Genomic DNA, 19,014 nt, shown 5'->3' with positions numbered 1-19,014 from the left:
CTTTCGAAAGCCGGCTGATCGCTGTTCTCTTTTGCCGACGAGGCGACATATCGTTCCTTTGGGGGCACCAAAGGAGGATGCCTTGAATCTCACTGCCGAGCAGAAGAAAACCGTTCTGGCCTCGTTCCTGGGCTGGACGCTCGACGCTTTTGATTTCTTCCTTCTGACATTCCTGCTCACCGATATTGCGAGTGAATTCCAGACCGATGTCCCGGCAGTCTCGAAGGCACTGTTCCTGACCTTGGCGACGCGCTTCATCGGCGCGTTCTTCTTCGGCATGCTCGCGGACAGATACGGTCGCAAGCCGATCCTGATGCTCAACATCGTCAGCTACTCGGTGATCGGGGCGCTGGCCGCCTTCTCTCCCAATCTCGGCATTTTCCTGGCGTTGCGTGCCCTGTTCGGCATCGCCATGGGCGGCGAATGGGGGCTCGGCTCCTCGCTCGCCATGGAGTCCATTCCGCCGAGCGCGCGCGGCATGGTCTCGGGTATCCTGCAATGCGGCTATCCCGCCGGCTACCTGCTGGCGGCGGTAGTCTATGGCTTGCTCTACCAGCAGACGATCGGTGGCTATACGATCGGCTGGCGCTTCATGTTCCTGCTCTCCTTCATCCCGGCGCTGATCGTACTCTTCATCCGCTCGCACGTCCCGGAATCACCCGCCTTCGTCGAGGCGCAGAAATCCGTCAAGCCGGGGCTTCTGGAGACGCTGCAGAAGCACTGGGGCGTCGCGCTCTATGCCGTGGTGCTGATGATGTTCTTCAATTTCTTCAGCCACGGCACGCAGGATCTCTACCCGACCTTCCTGAGGAAGCAGCATGGCTTTGATCCGCATACGGTGAGTTGGATCACCATCGTCGCCAATATCGGCGCCATTGTCGGCGGACTGGCATTCGGCGCGCTGTCGGAGAAGATCGGCCGCATCAATGCCATCACTTTGGCCTGCATCATCGCCCTGCCGGCCATCCCGCTATGGGCCTACAGCTCAACGCCCTTCATGCTGGCCATCGGTGCCTTCATCATGCAGGTCGCGGTCCAGGGTGCATGGGGCGTCATCCCGGTGCACCTCAACGAGCTTTCGCCCGGCGCGGTGCGCGCGACCTTGCCCGGCTTCATCTACCAGGCCGGCAATCTCGCCGCCTCTTATGGCGGTCCCTATCAGGCGGGGATCGCCGAGGCGCCCGGCGGCAGCTATGGCTACGCGCTGGCGCTGTTCGCCGGCGTGGTCGCCGTCTGCATCATCGTCGTCATCCGCTTCAGTCCGGAACGGCGCGGCCAGGTGATGACCGTGCTGGGTTGAGGACGCTCACCCCAGCCGGAGCGCGATAACGCCGGCGACAATGCTGAGCGCGGCCGCACCGCGCCAGCCCGTCATCTTCTCGCCGAGCGCGTAGACCGAGATCATCATGGCGAACAGGATCGAGGTCTCGCGCAATGACGCCACCGAGGCGATCGGCGCCTTGGTCATGGCCCACATCACGATCCAGTAAGCCGCGCCGGAAAGCACGCCGGTGAACAGCCCGGTCTTCCAGTCGCGCGCCAACACCGGAAGCGCCTTGGGTCCTCGGAAAACGAGGCACAGCACCAGGGCGCCAAGCGCATCGCAGATGAACAGCCAGGCGGCATAGCTTTGCGCGGTCGCCGCCAGCCGCGCGCCGCTGCCGTCGGACAGCGTGTAGCTGGCAATGAACACCGAGGTGCCGAAGGCGAAGCCGACCGCGCGCAGGTTCAGCTTCTCCAGATGCGCCCCGCCGCGAAACGACATCACCAGCGTGCCGGCCGACAACAGCAGTATGCCGACAATGGCGAGCGGCGCCGGCACCTCGGCGACGACGAACATGCCGCCGACCGCGGCCAGCAGAGGGGCCGTGCCGCGCGCCAGCGGATAGGTCTGGGCGAAATCGCCGGCCTGGTAGGCACCGATGAGGAAAGTGCGGTAGCCCATGTGGAAGATCACCGAGGCGATGATATAGGGCCAGACTTCCGCCTTCGGCACCTCGACAAAAGGCAGCACCACGAGGCCCGCGAGCCCCATGCCGAGCGTCATCAGCGTGATCGACAGGAAGCGATCGAGATGCACCTTGACCAGCGCGTTCCAGATCGCATGCATGGCGGCGGCGGCAAGCACCGCGAAGAAGACGAAAAGCGTCATATCGGGCTCATCGACCTCCCGGGCCGAATGGCGTTTCGAGATCGATGTCGACCCGGACCGGGAAGTGATCGGACGCCACCTCGCCGATATCGGCGCCGATCGATTTCACCCGCCCGGCCAACATACCACCGACGAAGCAATGGTCCAGCCGGCGCTTTGCCAGCCTGCCGTCGATGATCTTCTCATGCGTGTGGAAATCACCAGCCGGTTCGACCGCCACGGCCGCGGCATCGACGAAGCCGCCAAGATAGGCAGCACCCCGATGGTAGGGCGTGCTGCCGACGATGCGGCGGTGTTCGGCGCTGCCCGGCTCCATGTTGAAATCGCCCAGCCAGATCGCCGCCGGTGGATTTTCCGGCTCTGATTCTCCATGCGTCCAGTTGCGCGAAGGCTCGTCATCGGTGCCGCTCCACGGACCGCCTTCCGATGGCGCCCGGCGGTGCTCGGCCAAGAGATAATCAATCTGCTCCAGCCGCTCTTCCGCCGCGATGTGCGCGAGATGCAGCGAAAGCACCCTGACCGGCCCTGCCGGCGTGCGGATCATGCATTCGAGCGCGGCGTTGCGTGTGTTGAGCGGACGCAACGTGCGGCGCATCGGCAGCGCGTGCAACCGCGACCAGACAATCGGCAGTTTCGACAGAACCATGGTGCCGAACTGCCGGCGCCGGTTGACCAAATGGCCGTCCCGCCATTCGCTGGCATCCATGTCGAAGGCCGGGCCATACACCCAGTGATAACCAGGCAAAAGGCGTGAAAGCATTTCCGCCTGGTCGTCGAAATTGCTGCGCTGCCAGTGCCGCTCGATCTCCTGCAAGGCGATGATGTCGGCGCCGGCGACAAGGCGCGCCGCGCGCGAAAGATCGTAGCGCGTGTCGCTGCCGAACCCGTACTGGATGTTGTAGCTGACCAGCTTCATTGCTTATCCGGCTCACTTCTCGGCGTTGGCAGTAACGGTTCGGTCGATTGCTTGCAATGTGCAGGATAACGGACGGGGCTTGGGCCAGCAGGGCGGTCGAGACTCGGTATCTGCTAGTCGGTGGTCAGCGGCTGGAAGCGGCCGGCGGGCGACGCCGCCAATTCCGCCCAGTCGATCTCTTCCTCCAGCCGGTGATAGGCCTCGTCACCGATCGTGCCATTGCTGCGCAGTTCCTCCAGCGTGTCGCGCTGGCGGTTGATGGCATAAAGGCGCAGCCGGTCGTATTCGGTCGCGGCCTGCGCGTCGTCGGGGTTTTCAGCGATCACACGCTGAGCCTCATACTGCTCGCGCACGACGGCGGCCGCCGCCGAGGTCTTGCGGTTCAGCACGTCCAGCGCTGCCTGCATGATGGCGACGCGCGCCTTCGCCACCTCATTGTCGACGGTTCTGTCCTTGTCGAAGTTGATCCAGCGCAGCAGCGGCTTTAGCGTCATGCCCTGCAGCACCAGCGTGCCCAGAACCACCGCGAAGGCGGCGAGCACGATCGGATCGCGGCCGGGAAAATTGGCCGGCAGCGCAATGGCCACGACCAGCGTCACCAGCCCGCGCATGCCGCACCAGCCGACGAGAACGGCGCCTCCGAAAGTCGGCAACTCCCGCCTTGCCTCTTTGCCGCCGAAGCGGGCAATCCATCGGATGATCGCGACGTAACTCGCCACCCAGGCAAGACGTGCGACGATAACGACGACCAGCACCGTTGCGGCGAAAAGGAATGCTTCGCCTTGCCCGTCTCCGGCCAGCCTGCCGACGATCGTGCGTGCCTGCAGGCCCATCAGCACGAACGCCAGCACATTGAGCACGAACACCGCCGACTCCCAGACCGAATAGGTGCTGACGCGGCGTCTCGCCGACGAGTGGCGCGGTCCCCTGCGTGCAATGGTCATGGCATAGACGACAATGGTGATGATGGCGGAAAGACCGAGCTTGTCGGCGATGATCCAGACGGCAAAGGTTCCGGCAAACTGGACCACGGTGCTGCTCGCCGCATCCTCGATGCGGGTGAGCGCCAACAGCGACACGCGGCCAAACAGATAGCCCGCGACAAGACTGCCAATCGTCGCCAGCAGGATCACCGGAATGGCGTTGCTCAGCATGATCGATCCCAGCGCTGCCGAAACCGCCAGCCGATAGATCAGCAGCGCCGTGGCATCGTTGAGCAGGCTCTCGCCCTGCAGTATGGCGGTGATGCGGTGCGGCACCTTGAACTGGCCGAGCACCGCCGATGCCGCCACCGCATCCGGCGGCGCGACGATGGCGCCAAGCGCGACCGCCGCCGCGATCGGCAGTCCGGCCATCTTCCAGCCGACGAAGGCAACCACGACGGTGGTGAAGACCACAGCGCCGAGCGCCAGCAGCACCAGCGACAGCCGGTAGCGCTTCAGGTCGCGCAGCGACGTGTCAAAGGCGGCATCGAGCAGCACCGGCGCGATGAACAGGGCAAGCGCCAGTTCCGGATCGATCTCGATCACTGGGGCGCCCGGCACGAAAGCAATCGCGACGCCGGCCAGGGCCAGCAGGGACGGATAGGGAATCTCCAGCCGTCGCGACAACGCCGTCAGCGCGACGGCGGTCAAAAGCAGGACGAGGGTCAGTTCAAAAAGAGCCATGGGCGGTTACTTCTGGAGACCGGATTGCCGACGCGGATATTCCCGCAAGATGCGGTGGATTGGCCATCAAACTCAAGCCCTCTGGCCGCACGTCTCAAACCGCCTCCTGCCCCGCATGATCCTCGTCGGCTGCTCGGGATATCATGGACGCCGCGAAAGCCATCGTCGAAAAACATCGCCGGGCTGTAACACCCATGTAAACGGTGGCCCTCTGTGAGCGTGACGGGCCTCCATGAAAGGCCGCACGCCCATCAGAAAGCGTGGCACCCTGATGTGGATCGGTTCCGCTGGGGCGAAATGACGCCCTGAGAGAGGCGTTGGGACCCCTTGCGGTGCGCTTGATGTTGTATCTGGGTACGAGCAGCGCACTCGTTGGCAAGTTGTTTGGAGGGGTTGGAACTGTTATGATCCGTACCGAGGCTCGGCCCAGCGACCACACACAGCAAGGCAGCATGCAGACCGCCGGAAGGACCCTTACGCGGCGCACGCCGAAGCAGCAACGCTCGCGGCAGACCGTCGACGTCGTGCTAGAGGCGGTACAGCTTGTAGCCAAGCGCCACGGGACCCTGGCGATTACCACCAATCGCATTGCCGAGGCCGCCGGCGTCAGTGTCGGATCGCTGTATCAGTACTTCCCCGACAAGCGCGCGATCTTCACAGCTCTTCACGACCGGCACGTCGATGAGGTGCGGCGGGTCATCAAGCAGACGATGACCGACTGCGCCTCGGCTTCGCTGGAGGAATTCGCGCGCGAACTCGTCCTGGGCCTGGTGAACGCGCACGCGGAAACTGCCGAACTGCACGACGTTGTCGCGTCCGCTGTTCCGCACAGCGCTCTCGGCTTCAAGAATGCGCTGCATCAGACCTTCGGACAAGTCCTGTCACGCGCCGAGGACCCGGAGCGGTACAGCCTCGACGAGACGGAGCGGATGCTTTTTGTCCTACCTCGCATGGTGGAAGCGCTCGTGCACGGAGGACAGCACGCGCCCCTCTCGCGCGATGGTGCAAGGAGCGAGGCAATCCGCACCGTACTGGTCTACGTGAATTCCTTTCAGGGCAGCGCTCCGAAAGACTACTGAAACGACGCGGTATTCTCGGTGGCCCACTGATCGAACGGGATTGGTTCCCGTCCGGTTATCTGCTTTACGCCATCCGTCACTGTATCAAGCCGGCCCTCGCGCACCGCCCGCCAGATGTCCACGAGCGCATCCGCATAGGCGCCTTTCCCGGCCCATTCGACCGTGCGTGCGTATGCCTGACCGTCCGTTATTTCCTCGAAGCGAACGGGCTTGCCGATGGCTCTACCGATCGTATCCGTCATCTCCCCATACGACAGCGCCTCAGGGCCGGTGATCACAAGTGCCTGGCCGTCGTAGTCGCGTGTGGTCAGGGAGGCTGTGGCGACGGCAGCGATGTCGTCTGGATGGATGAATGCGATCTTGCCCCCACCCGTGGATGAGCGCAGCACGCCCTCTCGGCGGATGGACTCCGACCAACCGAAGGCGTTGGACATGAATCCGGCTGCTTGAATGAATGTGAACGCCACCCCGCTCTCCCGAACGGCATTCTCGCCCCGTGCATGCCACGGACCGGTGCCGATTCCGGTTCGCACGTCTAGCGTGGAGAGCTTGACCACATGTCGGACGCCTGCGCGGTTGGCAGCGAAGGAGACCGCGCGATCTCGCTTCTCGAGATCCAATCCATCCGTGACGAGGAATATCCCGTCGACTCCAACCAGCGCCCTGCCCAACGAGGGACCTGGATTCTCGAGGTCTCCGACATGAATGTCGACCTGGTCGCAGAAAAGGGCTTTGGCCCTCTTCGTGGAGCGGACAAAAACGGACGGGCGTGCCCCCGCATTAATGAGGCGCTGAACTACCCGGGCGCCGATGTTTCCCGTAGCGCCGATGACCAGGTATTTCACTTGAGTTTGCTCCAGCCACGGATCACCTCGAACGCCATTTGCTTCTGCCCAGCCAGGGTGAAATGCAGACCGTCGCTTATGAGGAAGTCCGAAGGAGGCGGGCTCCCCAAAATAGAGAAGGCGTCGATGACGGGCCCGTCGCGGTCGCGAATAATCTTGGCGACTCGCTCAAGATCTTGGTTGCGGAACCGAACCCCGAACCTGGCAAGGCCCGGATGCGTCGCGACCTGCGCTTCGTTGACCGCTGGCGGGGTGATCCAAACGCAGCTCGCCTTGGTCTCTCGGGAAACGCGCTGGCGCAACTCCGCGATGTTGCGCGCGGTCTCCTCGTGATGGACGAGTGTCTTGGTGGGGTGCGGGCCCTGCGTGCGCGCATCATTGGTACCGAACAGGAAGAGGATCCAGTCGGGCCGGGCATCGGTAATCTCTCTGACACGCACAAGACCGTGCGTGGTCGTCTCGCCCGCCACCGCGCTGATGGTCAGCGAAATCTCCTCGGCACCTCGGCGCATCGTCAGCATTTCCCTCAGGATCACCGCCCAGGACTGGGGCTCGGATGTCAAGCTGTCGCCGAACACCACTACTTTGGCCCCTCTGCGAAGCGGAAGGCGATCGACCATCGATGCCACGGCCTGGTCCGCAAGCAGGGCGCTAGCCGCTTCCGAGGCCTCCTTTTGCATGCGGCCAAGTTCGGCCGCGTAAACCTCGACCGGAAGGCCAAGTAGCGCTGCATGAGCGTCCTGGCCGAAATTCGCACCTCCGGGGAGGGAGGCCAGACTCCGCTCGGGTTGGATGACCTTCAAAAGCCAGTTCACCTGTTCATTCGACATCGATTCACCTCGCTCTGAATTCATCCGCGCAGGTGATAGATAGCCGCGTCCCAGGAACGCCGCTACTCGCGTTATCGGGTCAATAAGGTTTTGAAAATACTGATAAATTTTGCAACATCCGAAGTCTTCATCAGGTTCCAGCTCCTGCGGACACCGCTCGCTTTCACCGCTGACAGCCGACAACCAGGGGGACTTCATCGACCCGTTGCACGACATCGCGTACTCACAAACGACATTCGCGCCCGCGAAGTAGAGACCTGGAAGTGTTGGCGAGCCAGGTGAACGGATCGACGCCGCTCATCTTGGCGGCCTGCAGGATCGTGGCGATCGTCGACCCTGTCTGCCACCGCCATCAGACCCGGCGAAGACCGCATTCTTGCGTTTGATTGTGTGGGGCCGAATGGCGCGATCCACCGTGTTCGAACCGATGTCGAGACAGCCGTCGGCGACGCTCATCTCGGGCTGGTTTCGCTGGCGGGCTCCTAGCGGGAGGCCGGCAATTGCAGGCCGGCTCACCTGAATATCCGCTGAGCTTAATGCAGCACCAGCATATCGCTCGACGAGAACGAAATCTCGGCCTTCTCGCCGACTGCGGGCGGCGGGGTGGCGGAGTTGTTGAACGTGTCGAGCGACACCATGTTGCCGCCGATGCCGACGCGGACCCGGATCACCGAGCCGAGAAAATGCACTTCGGAAATCTCCCCGGTCAGGCTGGCGTCGCGGCCAGGCTGGCGGCCGAGCGAAATTGCCTCGGGCCGCAGCGCCAGCGACAGCATGTCGCCGGACTTCGAGCCGTTGAGCTTGCCCTTCAGTTCGACTTCCTGGGTGTTGACCTGCACCTTGCCGGACGCGGCGTCGGTGACCTTGCCTTCGAGCACGTTGAGCGTGCCGACGAAATTGGCGACGAACTTGGTCGCCGGCCGGTTGTAGATCTCGAACGGCGTGCCGACCTGCTCGGCCTTGCCGCCATACATGACCGCGATGCGGTCGGAGATCGACAGCGCCTCTTCCTGGTCATGGGTGACGAAGATTGTGGTGATGCCGAGCCGCTTCTGGATCGAGCGGATTTCCTCGCGCAGCGACACGCGCACCTTGGCGTCGAGCGCCGACAGCGGCTCGTCGAGCAGAAGCAGCTTCGGCTTCGGCGCGATCGCGCGCGCCAGCGCGATGCGCTGCTGCTGGCCGCCCGAGAGCTGGTAGGGGTAGCGGTCCGCCATCTGCGGCAGCTTGATGATGCCGAGCATCTCGGCGACACGGGCATCGATGTCCGCCTTGGGCATGCCCGCGACCTTCAGCCCGAACCCGATGTTCTGCGCCACGGTCAGGTTCGGGAACAGCGCATAGGCCTGGAACACCATGCCGACATTGCGCTGGTTGGGCTTCAGCCTTGTGATGTCCTTGCCGCCTACGACGATCTTGCCGGCGCTCGGCTCCTCGAAGCCGGCCACCATGCGCAGCACCGTAGTCTTGCCGCAGCCGGATGGCCCGAGGAAGGAGACGAATTCGCCGCGCTCGACGTCGAGATTGAAATCCTCCACGACCGTGGTGGCACCGAAGGATTTTCGAACGTGCTGGATGGAGAGGAACGGGTCGGCCATGGCTTTTTCTCTCAGGTCAATTCGGGCGGTTCGCCGATTTCGGCGCGAAGCGGGACAGGATCTGGATCAGCGACATGCAACCCCAGGTGATGGCGAAGGCAATGATGGCAAGGGCTGCCGGCTCATAGGCCCGGTTGGCGCCGATGTTCTGCAGATACGGGCCGAAGGCCGGCCGGTTGAGCAGGCTCGCCATGGTGAATTCGCCGATGACGATCGCGAACGTCAGGAACGCGCCCGACAACACGGCGATCAGCACGTTGGGCAGAATGACGCGGCTTATGATCGTACCCCAACCGGCGCCCAGGATCTGCGCCGCTTCCGTTAGTGTGCGCACATCGATGGTCCGGAGGCCCGTATCGACAGCTCGATACATATAGGGCAGCGCCAGCGTCGCATAGCCGATGACCAGCAAGGCATTGGTGCCCGTGTCGGTAGCCAGGAACGGCAGCGGTGAATTCGAGCCATACATCCTGATATAGCCGAAGACGATGACGATGGCCGGGATCACCAGCGGCAGCAGCGTGATGAATTCGACGATCGGCCGGAGCTGCGGCAGGCGAAGCCGTATCCAGTAGGCAGCCGGCACCACGATGAGCACGCCGAGGACGATGGTGAAGACGGCGGCAAGCACCGAATAGCCGAACGTCGCCTGGAAGCGTGCGTCGCCCAGTACAACCTTGTAGGCGTCAAAGGAATAAACGCCGCGCCGCATGCGCATGGAGAACTCCACCGTCGCGAACAGCGGAATGAAGAAATAGGCCGCGCCCAGCGCAAAGACGAGCCAGGCCCAGAACCTGCCAGCCTTCATTTGAGCCACCTCTCGGAGCGGGTGCGGAACCAGATGTAAAAGACATTGGCAAGACCGGTAATCAGGATCATGCCGAAGGCTATGGCATAGCCGAGATGGGCATTGTGCAGCACGTCGCCACGGATCTGGGCATAGAGCAGGATCGGCACGATGTTGAGCGACGAGCCGGTCAGCGCATAGGCGGTGGCTATGGCACCGAAGGCGTTGGCGAACAACAGGATCACGGTGCCGAGGAAACTCGGCCAGATCACCGGAATGACCACCATGCGCCAGTACTGCGACATGGTCGCGCCCAGCGTTGCGGCGGCTTCGCCCCATTCCTTCTTCAACCCATCTATGGCCGGCACGATGATGACCACCATCAGCGGAATCTGGAAATAGACATAGGTCAACGTCAAGCCCCAGAACGACAGGATGTTGAAGCCGTGTGCGTAGATGTTGAGGCCGAACAGGGTGTTCAGGATCACCGTCGCAAGGCCGAGCCGGCCAAGCGTGGCGAGGAAGGCGAAGGCCAGCGGCACGCCGGCAAAATTCGAGGCGACGCCGGAAAACGTGAGTGTCGCCGAGCGAATCCAGTCTGGCAGGCCGCCGCGCACGATGGCGATGGCAATCGCCAGCCCAGCAAAAGCGCCGATCAGCGACGAGGCCAGGCTGACCTTGATCGAAATCCAGTAGGCGGCGACGATCGACGGCTGCGCCAGTTCCGCAATATTCTCGAAGGTGAACTCACCTGCATCGTTCTGGAACGCGCCCAGCATCAGGTAGAGCGTGGGCAGGATCAGGAACATGATGGCGAAGATGAAGAACGGCGCGACGCCGAGCCATTGCGTCGGCAGCTTGAGGCTACGCGCCTCGGCGGGAGGCGCGGTCTTTCCGGCAACAGCGTGATCGGAAAATGAGAGATCGGTCATGCGCCGGCTACCGTCTTCAAGAGGAAAAACCGGGCAGCCGTGAAGCCGCCCGGTGGATTTCAAGTCTTACTTTACATTGGCGCCGACAACGGCGTCCCAGTTCTTGGTGATGGCTTCCTTGGCCTTGCCCTGCTCGTCGAGCGTCGGGAACACCGCGGCCGCATAGGACTCGGCCGGCGGCAACTTGGCCAACACGTCCGCCGGGATCTTGCCGTTCTTGGCAAGATCGTTGAAGCGGATCGGGTGGCAATAGCCCTTCAGCCAGGCGACCTGGCCTTCGTCGGAATAAAGGTATTCCAGCCAGAGCTTGGCCGCGTTCGGATGCGGCGCGAAGGCGCTGATCGCCTGCACGTAGACGCCGGCGACCACACCGGTCTTCGGCACGACGACGTCGACGGGCGGGTTGCCCTTCAGTGTGTCACGGCCGGCGAGCGCGTTGTAATCCCAGGTGATCAGGATCGGGGTCTGACCCTGGGCGAGCGTGGCGGCCTTGCCGATGACCGGCACGAAATTGCCGGCGGCGTTAAGCTTCTTGAAGAAGTCGAGGCCGGCGGTCCCGGCAGCTTCACCAGCGGCCGCACCAGACGACAGACCAGCGGCATACACCGCCTGGATGGCCTGGTTCGAGGCGCGCGGGTCACCGGCAAGGGCTACCGAGTTGGCGAATTCCGGCTTCAGGAGGTCGGCCCAGTCCTTCGGCGATTCCTTGATCAGATCCTTGTTCACCTGGAAGGACAGCACGCCGTAATAATCGCCGGTCCAGAACCCTTCCGCATCCTTGGCGCTGTCGGGGATCGAGTCCCAGGTCGACACCTTGTAAGCCTGGATCAGACCATCCTTCTTGGCCGACGGGCCGAAGGAGAGGCCGACGTCGATGACGTCGGGAGCCTGCGGGCCCTTGTTGTCCTTGTTGGCCTTGATCGCCTCGACTTCGTCGCCGGAACCGGCGTCCGGGTTGAGCTCGTTGATGGTGATTTCCGGATATTTCGCCTTGAAGCCGGCGATGACGTCGCCATAACCACACCAGTCATGCGGCAAAGCGATGGTGGTGAGCTGGCCTTCAGCCTTCGCGGCCTTGACGAGATCGTCCAGCGAAGCCGCGGACGAAATCACCGACGACACCATCAGGGTCGCGGCCGAAAGGGAAAGCACCTTCCCCGTGAATTTGAACATGTGTTCTCTCCGTTGAACTGGCGCCGTTGGACGCCTGCGATGCGGTATCGTTTTCGTGTGACAGCCAGATGAAAGCTTTGTGAAACCAGCCGTCAGCAGCGCGAAAAGTTAACTCTTTTTAACAGGCTGTAGCAATTAGCCATCACTTAATTTTCCGGCTAATCATTAATCCGCCCGTCTTTCGCCCTTCCCCTTTCCTTTCCCCTCGTTTCCCGATCAACTTCCGCCCCCCCGGAACCGGCCTCAGACCGTCCCGGCGATGGCGTTTTCGAGCAGTGTCAGCGCGGCCTTCTTGGTCAGCTTGACCGGGTTGCCGCCGGCCGTCGGATCGACCACCGCCATGTCGGCGATCAGTCCCTTGCGCTTCTTGTCCATGTCGAGCCCCTTGATCAGGCCCGGCAGTGCGTGCGGCACCTTCAATTCCTTGCGCAGCTTGATGACAGCCTTGGCGAAGCCGTCGAAACCGCCCTTGATGCCGCAATAGGCGGCGAGCCGGGCAATACGCTCCTCGATGGAGTCGCGGTTGAAGGCCAGCACATAGGGCATGAACACGGCGTTGGTCATGCCGTGGTGGGTGTCGTAGAGCGCGCCGATCGGATGAGACAGTGAGTGGATGGCGCCCAGCCCCTTCTGGAAGGCCGCGGCGCCCATGGCCGCCGCGCTCATCATATGGGCGCGGGCGACAAGGTCCTTGCCATTGGCATAGGCCTTCGGCAGGTTTTCGAAGACCAGGCGCACACCTTCGACCGCGATGCCGTCAGCCATTGGATGATAGCCCGGCGCGCAATAGGCCTCGAGGCAATGGGCGAGTGCATCCATGCCGGTGCCGGCGGTGATGAAAGAAGGCATGCCGACCGACAGCTCCGGATCGGCGATCACGATCGCCGGCAATAACTTCGGATGGAAGATGACCTTCTTGGTATGCGTCTCCTCGTTGGTGATGACACCAGCGCGTCCGACCTCCGAGCCGGTGCCAGCTGTGGTCGGCACCGCGATGATCGGAGCGATGGCGTCGGAATTGGCGCGCGTCCACCAGTCGCCGACATCCTCGAAATCCCAAACCGGCCTGACTTGACCGGCCTGAAAGGCGATCAGCTTGCCGAGGTCGAGCGCCGAGCCGCCGCCGAAAGCGATGACGCCGTCATGCTTGCCCTTTTTGAACACCGCAATGCCGGCGGTGAGGTTGGAGTCCACCGGGTTCGGCTTCACCTCGGAGAACACGCCATAGGGCACCTTGGCGTCGTCGAGAATCCTGAGCGTCGTGGCGACGACCGGCAGCTTGGCCAGCCCCGGATCGGTGACGAAGAGCGGCCGCTTGATGCCGGTGGCCGCCAGCACCTCCGGCAGTTCCTTGATGCGGCCAGCGCCGAAGCGGACTGTGGTGGGGTAGTTCCATTTGGAGATGAGCTTGGACATTTTTGTCTTTCGAAAATTAGATGGCTTCACGCAGATGAAATGATTTCGGCCTCGTCAGATTGTCGTAGCCGATGGCCGACAGCCCGGCACCCTTGCCGGTGTCCTTGACGCCGGTCCAGACCAGCGCCGGATCGAGATAGTCGCAGCGGTTCATGAACACCGTGCCGGTCTCGACCCGGTCGCCGATCGCCACCGCGTGCTCGGTGTCGCGTGTCCAGATCGAGGCGGTCAGGCCATAGGCGCTGTCGTTCATCAGCGCGATCGCCTCATCGTCGTTGCGCACCTTCATGATGCCGACGATCGGGCCAAAACTTTCCTCGCGCATGACGCTCATCTGATGATCGACTTCGGTTAGCACTTCAGGCGCCAGATAGGGCGAGCCTGCCTGGTCGTTGGCCACTTTCATGTTGATGTGCGCCACCGCGCCCTTGCGCAGCGCCTCGGCCTTCTGCTCGCGGATCAGGTCGGCGAAGCGCGCCTGCGCCATCGGCCCCATCGTCGTCGCCTGTTCCAGAGGATTGCCGACGACATAGTTCTTCGTCTCGGCGATGAAGCCCTCGACGAACTCATCATAGACCTTTTCGTGCACATAGACGCGTTCGATGCCGCAGCAGCACTGGCCGGAATTGAAGAAGGCGCCGTCGACCAGGTTGGCCACAGCATGGTCCATCTTTGCATCGGGCAGCACATAGGCCGGGTCCTTGCCGCCGAGCTCGAGGCCAAGCGTCATGAAGGTGCCTGCCGCCGCCTTTTCAATGGCACGGCCGCCTGCGACCGATCCGGTGAAATTGACATGGTCGATCTTGCCCGAGCCGAGCAGCTTTTCGGTCTGGGCGTGATTGAGAACGACGTTCTGGAACACGCCCTTGGGCAGACCCGCCTTCTCGAAAGCCTGCGCGAAGCGTTCGCCGACCAGCAATGTCTGCGCCGCATGTTTCAGGATGACGGCATTGCCGGCCATCAGGGCCGGCACGATGGTGTTGACGGCGGTCAGGTAGGGGTAATTCCAGGGCGCGATCACCATGACTACGCCAAGCGGATCTTTTTTCACGTAGCGCCGAAAGCCGTCCTTGGGATTGGAGGCAGGCACGGACTTGAGCGCCTGCTCGGCGATCTCGACCATGTAAGTGGTGCGCTCCCTGACGCCGCCGAACTCGCCGCCATAGCGAACCGGACGCCCCATCTGCCAGGCGATCTCCGGCACGATCTCGTCTGATTTCGCAACCAGCGCTTCGAGCATCGCCAGCATGTACTTGCCGCGCTCGACGATCGGCGTCTGCGCCCACTTCTCCTGCGCCGCCTTGGCACGCTCGACCGCGGCATTGATCGCCTGGTCCGTCGCGACCGGACGCTCGGCATAGATCGAGCCGTCGATGGGAGATTTCAGTTTGACCGTTTCGGTCATCGTTTAAGTCCTCGCACTTCTGTAACAATCGAAAAATCACATGGCTTGGCGCTGCCCCTCATCCGCCTGCCGGCACCCTTCTCCCCGTGTAGCGACGGGGAGAAGGGAAACGCTCCAGCGCTGGCATCCCTCTCTCACCGTTCTTCACGGGGAGAGGGTAAGGGTGAGGGACGGCGCTAACGTCGTGGCAATCTAGTACCGCTCGAACCCCCTGTGCAGTTCCCAATCCGTGATACGGCGGTCGTATTCGAACTGTTCCCACTTTGCCGTGTGGACATAGTGTTCGAGCACATCCTCGCCGAGCGCCTGCTTCAGCATCTTCGACTTGGCCAGCGTCTCGGTGGCATCGCGCAGCGTCTTTGGGATCTCCGGCAGGCGCGAAGCCTGGTAGGCATCGCCGACGAAAGGTTTTTGCAGTTCAAGCTTCTCGTCGATGCCGGCCAGCCCGGCCGCGATCAGGGCTGCAAAGGCAAGATACGGATTGAGGTCGGCGCCGCCGATGCGGCATTCCATGCGGATGCCCTTGGTGCCTTCGCCGCACAGGCGGAAGCCGGCGGTGCGGTTGTCCTCGCTCCACATGATCTTGGTCGGCGCGAAGGTGCCGGCCTGGAAGCGTTTGTAGGAGTTGATGTAGGGCGCCAGGAACCAGGTGAATTCCTTGGCGTACTTCAACTGTCCCGCCGCCCATTGCTGACCGAGCGTGGACAGGGTCCAGTCGGCTTGTCTGTCGAAGAACAGCGGCGTCTTGCCGTCGGCGCTCCACAGCGAATTGTGGATGTGGCTGGAATTGCCGGCGAGCCCGTAATTGTACTTCGACATGAAGGAGATCGCCTTGCCTTCGGACTCGGCGATCTCCTTGGCGCCGTTCTTCAGGATGACGTGGCGGTCGGCCATGTCGAGCGCTTCGGCATAACGCACGTTGATCTCTTCCTGGCCCGGACCCCACTCGCCCTTGGAATTCTCGATCGGAATGCCGGCGGCTTCCATCTCGTTGCGAAGCCGGCGCATGACGCCTTCTTCCTTGGTGGTGATGCCGATCTGGTAGTCGCCGATATAGGGCGACGCGGTGTCGAGACCTTGCCAGTGCTTCTTGCGGGCGGAATCGTAGGTCTCGTTGAATAGATAGAATTCGAGCTCGGAAGCGAAGTAGCCGATATAACCGCGCTCCTGCAGCCGCTTGACCTGCTTCTTCAGGATCGCGCGCGGCGAATGCGGCAGGTCGTCATGGGTGTGGTGGTCAAGCACGTCGCAGATCACCAACGCGGTCTTTTCCAGCCACGGAATGCGCCGCAGCGTGGCAAGGTCCGGCTTCATGACGAAATCGCCATAGCCCTTCGACCAGCTCGCCGCCTTGTAGCCGGGCACCGGCTCCATATCGATGTCGGCGGCCAGGAGATAGTTGCAGCCATGCGTTTCGTCATGCGCGGAATCGACGAAGTACTGCGCCAGGAACCGTTTTCCCGCCAGCCGCCCCTGCATGTCGACGATGCAGGCGAGCACCGTGTCGATCTCGCCGCTGGAGACCGCTTTCTTCAACTGATCGAACGAGAAATTTCCGGCCATTCCTTTGGCACTCCAGCGCTTGTCGTTTCGGGCTTGTCACATTGAACGAGTGCAAAAGCCGTGGCGAGAGAACTCGCCACGGCTTTGGCTTGTTGCTTAGGCAGTTTCGCCGACAGCCTTTTCGGCAGCTGCGATGACTGCCTTGCGCTTGGCGATTGCCGCCTCGCCGATGGGCGGACCCTGGAAGCGGCGGTTTTCAATGGCGAACCAGAGAATTGCCAGGATGATCGCAAAGCCGACCGAATAGTACCAAAGACCCGGCACAAAGTCCGAGGCAGGGACAGGCGGATTGGCCGCGGCGTCGCCCGGCGAGCTGGGAATGGACACGACGAAGGCATGACCGCCAATCGTGACCAGAACCGTGCCGATCATGACGATGACAGCGAAAACTTTCGACAGGCCGCCAAGGCGGAAACTGCCGAAGCTTGTCCAGGTTTTGCCTTCGGCAAAGAAGCCGGCGACGATCGGCATGGCGTAGGAAATGTAGAGATACATCGCGCAGCCGGTGGAGAGAGCGGCAAAGGCGTTGAGCGGCGTCGTCACCGCGGTCAGCACGACTGCCATGACGGCCGAGAACCAGATCGCCGCCACCGGAGTGCGGTACTTCGGGCTGACCGAACTCAGCACGCCGGAGAATGGCAAACCGCCGTCACGAGCAAACGCATAGATCATCCGCGAGGTGGAGGTCACGGCGGCCAATGCGCAAAGGAAGTTGGAGATGATCACGCCGATCAGCATCAACTTGCCGATGAACGACGTCATGATGGCAGCGATGAAGAGATTGTTGAAGGAACTCCAGCCCGAAGCGGCGGCGGCATTCAGATCCGGGATTGCCATGATCATGACAAGGATCAGCACGAAACCGAACACGCCGGACCAGAAGACCGAATGCAACATGCCCTTGTGCACGGTGTCGCGGGCATTGACCGTTTCTTCCGCCGTATGCGCGGAAGCATCAAAGCCGGTGATGGTGAACAGCGGATAGAGAAGGCCGATGATGATCGCCATCAACGGACCCGTTTGCGGCGAAACGCCGCCACCGGGAGCTCCGGTGTTGTTCACAAAAGTGAATGCCTTGCTGATATCGAAGCTCGGCGCCGCCATCAAAAACATGACGATCAGGATCACGGTGACGGCGAGGATCAGATAACCGGAAAAATCCGTCAGAATGGTCGTCAGCCTGATGCCGAAATGATTCAGCAGGGCTTGCGCCGCGGTGATGACAGCGACTGAACCAATTTGCGTCCCCATCCCCCAGCCGGAAACGTCCCAGCCGAGCACCGAACCGAAGAACAAATCCCGGGTGATGAGATAGAGAAACACGTTCACAGCCGGGATGACGAACAGCAACCCGAGGAGATTGACATAGGCCGTTGCCCAGCCCCAGAATCGGCCGCCAAGAATTGACGACCAGTGGTACAGGCTGCCTGCCGTCGGATAGGCGGATGCAATCTGGCCGAGACTGGCGGCGACGATCAGTGCATACGCGCTGCCGATGATCCAGCCGATGGTCAACGAGAATGGGCCGCCCGTCGAAAGCGCGATCGGAAATGATCCGAATCCGCCAGACAAGATGCAGATAATCGAGAACGAGATGGCAAAGCTCTGGAACGCCCCCATCCGCCGGGATAGTTCCTGGGCGTAGCCCATGCTGTGAAGGATTTTTACGTCCTCCGACTTGTCGATGTCTATTTGACCTGGTGCTGCCATTTTGATTCCCCTGTTATTTTCAGCTGGCCGATTGGACTGACTTTCTGACTGAATGCGATCTGGGCCGCGTGGCCTCCTCTGGTTCCAGATCCGAAAAAATGCCCGTGAGCAGATCCGCCCATTTCCGCTGCCCGGTTTCGCCGGAGATTTCATCGTTGCGGATTTCGATCATCGCGCAGGACAACCCGCGCGAGCGCGCATGCCGTTCGAGCGTGAAATAGACGCGATCGGCAGGCGAATAGGGTTCGTTGACGCCGACGGTGACGCCGGCAAGCCGCTGCAGTGCGCCGATCAGCGGCGCCGCCAACCGGCGATCCTCGTCATGGATGATGCCGATATGCCACGGCCGGTTGCGGCCCTTGTAAACCGGCGTGAAGGAATGCACGGAGACTAGCCGGGTCTCCTGGCCGCGCGCCAGCCTGTCTTCGATAATTCCCGCAATCGTGTCGTGGAATGGCTGCCATGACAAGGCGACGCGCTGCGCACGCTGCTTGTCCGAAAGGCCTGCATTCCCCGGTATGGCTGTGGTTTCGCTGACCGGCGGCACTAGGTCCGGCGCATCGAGCGGCCGGTTGCAGTCGATGATCAACCGCGAAATGCGGGTTTCGACCAGCGTCGCGTCGAGCGCCTGCGCCATGCGCAGCGCAACCGGCAGCGCGCCGGGATCCCAGGCGATGTGGCGCGACAGGTCCTCGGCCGCGAGGCCGAGCGTGCCGAATTCGGCGGGCAGGAAATTGGAAGCGTGGTCGCAGGTCAGTACGAAGGGGCTCGATCCGCCGGGGTTGGTCACCCCCACGGTATCAGACGATGCAGGGCTGGCGGGCCGTGCTTTCTCCATACTCTGCCGTCCCCGAGGAGCGCTGTATCGTATGTTACGTATTTTGCCTCATTGCGTCCCTACGGATGATTTCATACAGTTTGTCCGGCTTTGTCAAATGCGA

The 19,014-nt window shown here is 62.2% G+C and carries 17 protein-coding genes; 2 read left to right on the top strand and 15 right to left on the bottom strand.

What is annotated here, in order from left to right:
• The first annotated feature begins 82 nt into the window (after nucleotides 1-82).
• Complete coding sequence (locus EN850_RS06960; RefSeq protein WP_189591014.1) at nucleotides 83-1,300, top strand: MFS transporter; 1,218 nt, start codon at nucleotides 83-85, stop codon at nucleotides 1,298-1,300.
• A 6-nt stretch (nucleotides 1,301-1,306) separates the two neighbouring features.
• On the opposite strand, the gene EN850_RS06955 is transcribed toward EN850_RS06960, so the two are convergent.
• The 3 genes from EN850_RS06955 to EN850_RS06945 all read right to left on the bottom strand — a co-directional run bounded on the left by EN850_RS06955 (nucleotide 1,307) and on the right by EN850_RS06945 (nucleotide 4,735).
• On the bottom strand, nucleotides 1,307-2,152 hold the full coding sequence (locus EN850_RS06955; RefSeq protein WP_135919001.1) for an EamA family transporter: 846 nt from the start codon (nucleotides 2,150-2,152) through the stop codon (nucleotides 1,307-1,309).
• A gap of 7 nt (nucleotides 2,153-2,159) precedes the next feature.
• On the bottom strand, nucleotides 2,160-3,068 hold the full coding sequence (locus EN850_RS06950; protein ID WP_127280172.1) for an endonuclease/exonuclease/phosphatase family protein: 909 nt from the start codon (nucleotides 3,066-3,068) through the stop codon (nucleotides 2,160-2,162).
• A 113-nt stretch (nucleotides 3,069-3,181) separates the two neighbouring features.
• Complete coding sequence (locus EN850_RS06945) at nucleotides 3,182-4,735, bottom strand: sodium:proton antiporter (protein ID WP_127280171.1); 1,554 nt, start codon at nucleotides 4,733-4,735, stop codon at nucleotides 3,182-3,184.
• A 404-nt stretch (nucleotides 4,736-5,139) separates the two neighbouring features.
• Here EN850_RS06945 and EN850_RS06940 point away from each other — a divergent pair, with 404 nt between their 5' ends.
• Nucleotides 5,140-5,814 carry a TetR/AcrR family transcriptional regulator gene (locus tag EN850_RS06940; RefSeq protein ID WP_135929324.1) on the top strand — a complete coding sequence of 225 codons (675 nt, stop codon included), beginning with the start codon at nucleotides 5,140-5,142 and terminating at the stop codon, nucleotides 5,812-5,814.
• Here EN850_RS06940 and EN850_RS06935 read toward each other — a convergent pair.
• The 12 genes from EN850_RS06935 to EN850_RS06880 form a co-directional block, all read right to left on the bottom strand.
• Nucleotides 5,808-6,659 carry an SDR family oxidoreductase gene (locus EN850_RS06935; RefSeq protein ID WP_135865635.1) on the bottom strand — a complete coding sequence of 284 codons (852 nt, stop codon included), beginning with the start codon at nucleotides 6,657-6,659 and terminating at the stop codon, nucleotides 5,808-5,810. The two genes, EN850_RS06940 and EN850_RS06935, sit on opposite strands and share 7 nt — an antisense overlap.
• The gene (locus EN850_RS06930; RefSeq protein WP_246689156.1) at nucleotides 6,656-7,687 is read right to left on the bottom strand and encodes an SGNH/GDSL hydrolase family protein; all 1,032 of its coding nucleotides are present in this window, start codon (nucleotides 7,685-7,687) and stop codon (nucleotides 6,656-6,658) included. The genes EN850_RS06935 and EN850_RS06930 overlap by 4 nt, the downstream gene beginning before the upstream one ends.
• Before the next feature lie 99 nt (nucleotides 7,688-7,786).
• Nucleotides 7,787-7,945 (bottom strand): transposase, encoded by a 159-nt coding sequence (locus EN850_RS06925; protein WP_127280627.1) that lies wholly within the window; start codon nucleotides 7,943-7,945, stop codon nucleotides 7,787-7,789.
• A 77-nt stretch (nucleotides 7,946-8,022) separates the two neighbouring features.
• On the bottom strand, nucleotides 8,023-9,087 hold the full coding sequence (locus tag EN850_RS06920; RefSeq protein ID WP_135929326.1) for an ABC transporter ATP-binding protein: 1,065 nt from the start codon (nucleotides 9,085-9,087) through the stop codon (nucleotides 8,023-8,025).
• A gap of 16 nt (nucleotides 9,088-9,103) precedes the next feature.
• Nucleotides 9,104-9,895 (bottom strand): ABC transporter permease, encoded by a 792-nt coding sequence (locus EN850_RS06915; RefSeq protein ID WP_135929327.1) that lies wholly within the window; start codon nucleotides 9,893-9,895, stop codon nucleotides 9,104-9,106.
• Nucleotides 9,892-10,806 carry an ABC transporter permease subunit gene (locus EN850_RS06910; protein ID WP_127869924.1) on the bottom strand — a complete coding sequence of 305 codons (915 nt, stop codon included), beginning with the start codon at nucleotides 10,804-10,806 and terminating at the stop codon, nucleotides 9,892-9,894. The genes EN850_RS06915 and EN850_RS06910 overlap by 4 nt, the downstream gene beginning before the upstream one ends.
• 66 nt (nucleotides 10,807-10,872) lie before the next feature.
• Nucleotides 10,873-11,979: an ABC transporter substrate-binding protein gene (locus tag EN850_RS06905; RefSeq protein WP_127869925.1), complete on the bottom strand. Its 1,107-nt coding sequence runs from the start codon at nucleotides 11,977-11,979 to the stop codon at nucleotides 10,873-10,875.
• 243 nt (nucleotides 11,980-12,222) lie between these two features.
• Complete coding sequence (locus tag EN850_RS06900; protein WP_127279063.1) at nucleotides 12,223-13,395, bottom strand: iron-containing alcohol dehydrogenase; 1,173 nt, start codon at nucleotides 13,393-13,395, stop codon at nucleotides 12,223-12,225.
• 16 nt (nucleotides 13,396-13,411) lie between these two features.
• Complete coding sequence (locus EN850_RS06895; protein WP_135929328.1) at nucleotides 13,412-14,800, bottom strand: aldehyde dehydrogenase family protein; 1,389 nt, start codon at nucleotides 14,798-14,800, stop codon at nucleotides 13,412-13,414.
• 192 nt (nucleotides 14,801-14,992) lie between these two features.
• A complete protein-coding gene (locus tag EN850_RS06890; RefSeq protein ID WP_135929329.1) occupies nucleotides 14,993-16,363 on the bottom strand; it encodes a glutamine synthetase family protein in 1,371 nt (456 codons plus the stop codon).
• Nucleotides 16,364-16,459: 96 nt separating this feature from the next.
• A complete protein-coding gene (locus tag EN850_RS06885; RefSeq protein WP_135929330.1) occupies nucleotides 16,460-18,073 on the bottom strand; it encodes an amino acid permease in 1,614 nt (537 codons plus the stop codon).
• 19 nt (nucleotides 18,074-18,092) lie between these two features.
• Entirely contained in the window at nucleotides 18,093-18,911 is an 819-nt protein-coding gene (locus EN850_RS06880; RefSeq protein ID WP_135929331.1) for an N-formylglutamate amidohydrolase, read from the bottom strand.
• Between the last annotated feature and the right edge of the window lie 103 nt (nucleotides 18,912-19,014).

It is taken from the genome of Mesorhizobium sp. M8A.F.Ca.ET.207.01.1.1, from assembly GCF_004794715.1.
Lineage (GTDB): Bacteria > Pseudomonadota > Alphaproteobacteria > Rhizobiales > Rhizobiaceae > Mesorhizobium.
Note: the sequence above shows the minus strand (reverse complement) of the source record. Positions and strands in the feature narration are given on the sequence as shown.

Coding starts and splice junctions, on each gene's coding strand:
- EN850_RS06890 (WP_135929329.1), bottom strand. CDS start 16,363: ATGGCCGGAAATTTCTCGTTCGATCAGTTGAAGAAAGCGGTCTCCAGC.
- EN850_RS06905 (WP_127869925.1), bottom strand. CDS start 11,979: ATGTTCAAATTCACGGGGAAGGTGCTTTCCCTTTCGGCCGCGACCCTG.
- EN850_RS06920 (WP_135929326.1), bottom strand. CDS start 9,087: ATGGCCGACCCGTTCCTCTCCATCCAGCACGTTCGAAAATCCTTCGGT.
- EN850_RS06945 (WP_127280171.1), bottom strand. CDS start 4,735: ATGGCTCTTTTTGAACTGACCCTCGTCCTGCTTTTGACCGCCGTCGCG.
- EN850_RS06900 (WP_127279063.1), bottom strand. CDS start 13,395: ATGTCCAAGCTCATCTCCAAATGGAACTACCCCACCACAGTCCGCTTC.
- EN850_RS06925 (WP_127280627.1), bottom strand. CDS start 7,945: ATGAGCGTCGCCGACGGCTGTCTCGACATCGGTTCGAACACGGTGGAT.
- EN850_RS06940 (WP_135929324.1), top strand. CDS start 5,140: ATGATCCGTACCGAGGCTCGGCCCAGCGACCACACACAGCAAGGCAGC.
- EN850_RS06895 (WP_135929328.1), bottom strand. CDS start 14,800: ATGACCGAAACGGTCAAACTGAAATCTCCCATCGACGGCTCGATCTAT.
- EN850_RS06910 (WP_127869924.1), bottom strand. CDS start 10,806: ATGACCGATCTCTCATTTTCCGATCACGCTGTTGCCGGAAAGACCGCG.
- EN850_RS06955 (WP_135919001.1), bottom strand. CDS start 2,152: ATGACGCTTTTCGTCTTCTTCGCGGTGCTTGCCGCCGCCGCCATGCAT.
- EN850_RS06915 (WP_135929327.1), bottom strand. CDS start 9,895: ATGAAGGCTGGCAGGTTCTGGGCCTGGCTCGTCTTTGCGCTGGGCGCG.
- EN850_RS06950 (WP_127280172.1), bottom strand. CDS start 3,068: ATGAAGCTGGTCAGCTACAACATCCAGTACGGGTTCGGCAGCGACACG.
- EN850_RS06880 (WP_135929331.1), bottom strand. CDS start 18,911: ATGGAGAAAGCACGGCCCGCCAGCCCTGCATCGTCTGATACCGTGGGG.
- EN850_RS06885 (WP_135929330.1), bottom strand. CDS start 18,073: ATGGCAGCACCAGGTCAAATAGACATCGACAAGTCGGAGGACGTAAAA.
- EN850_RS06930 (WP_246689156.1), bottom strand. CDS start 7,687: ATGAAGTCCCCCTGGTTGTCGGCTGTCAGCGGTGAAAGCGAGCGGTGT.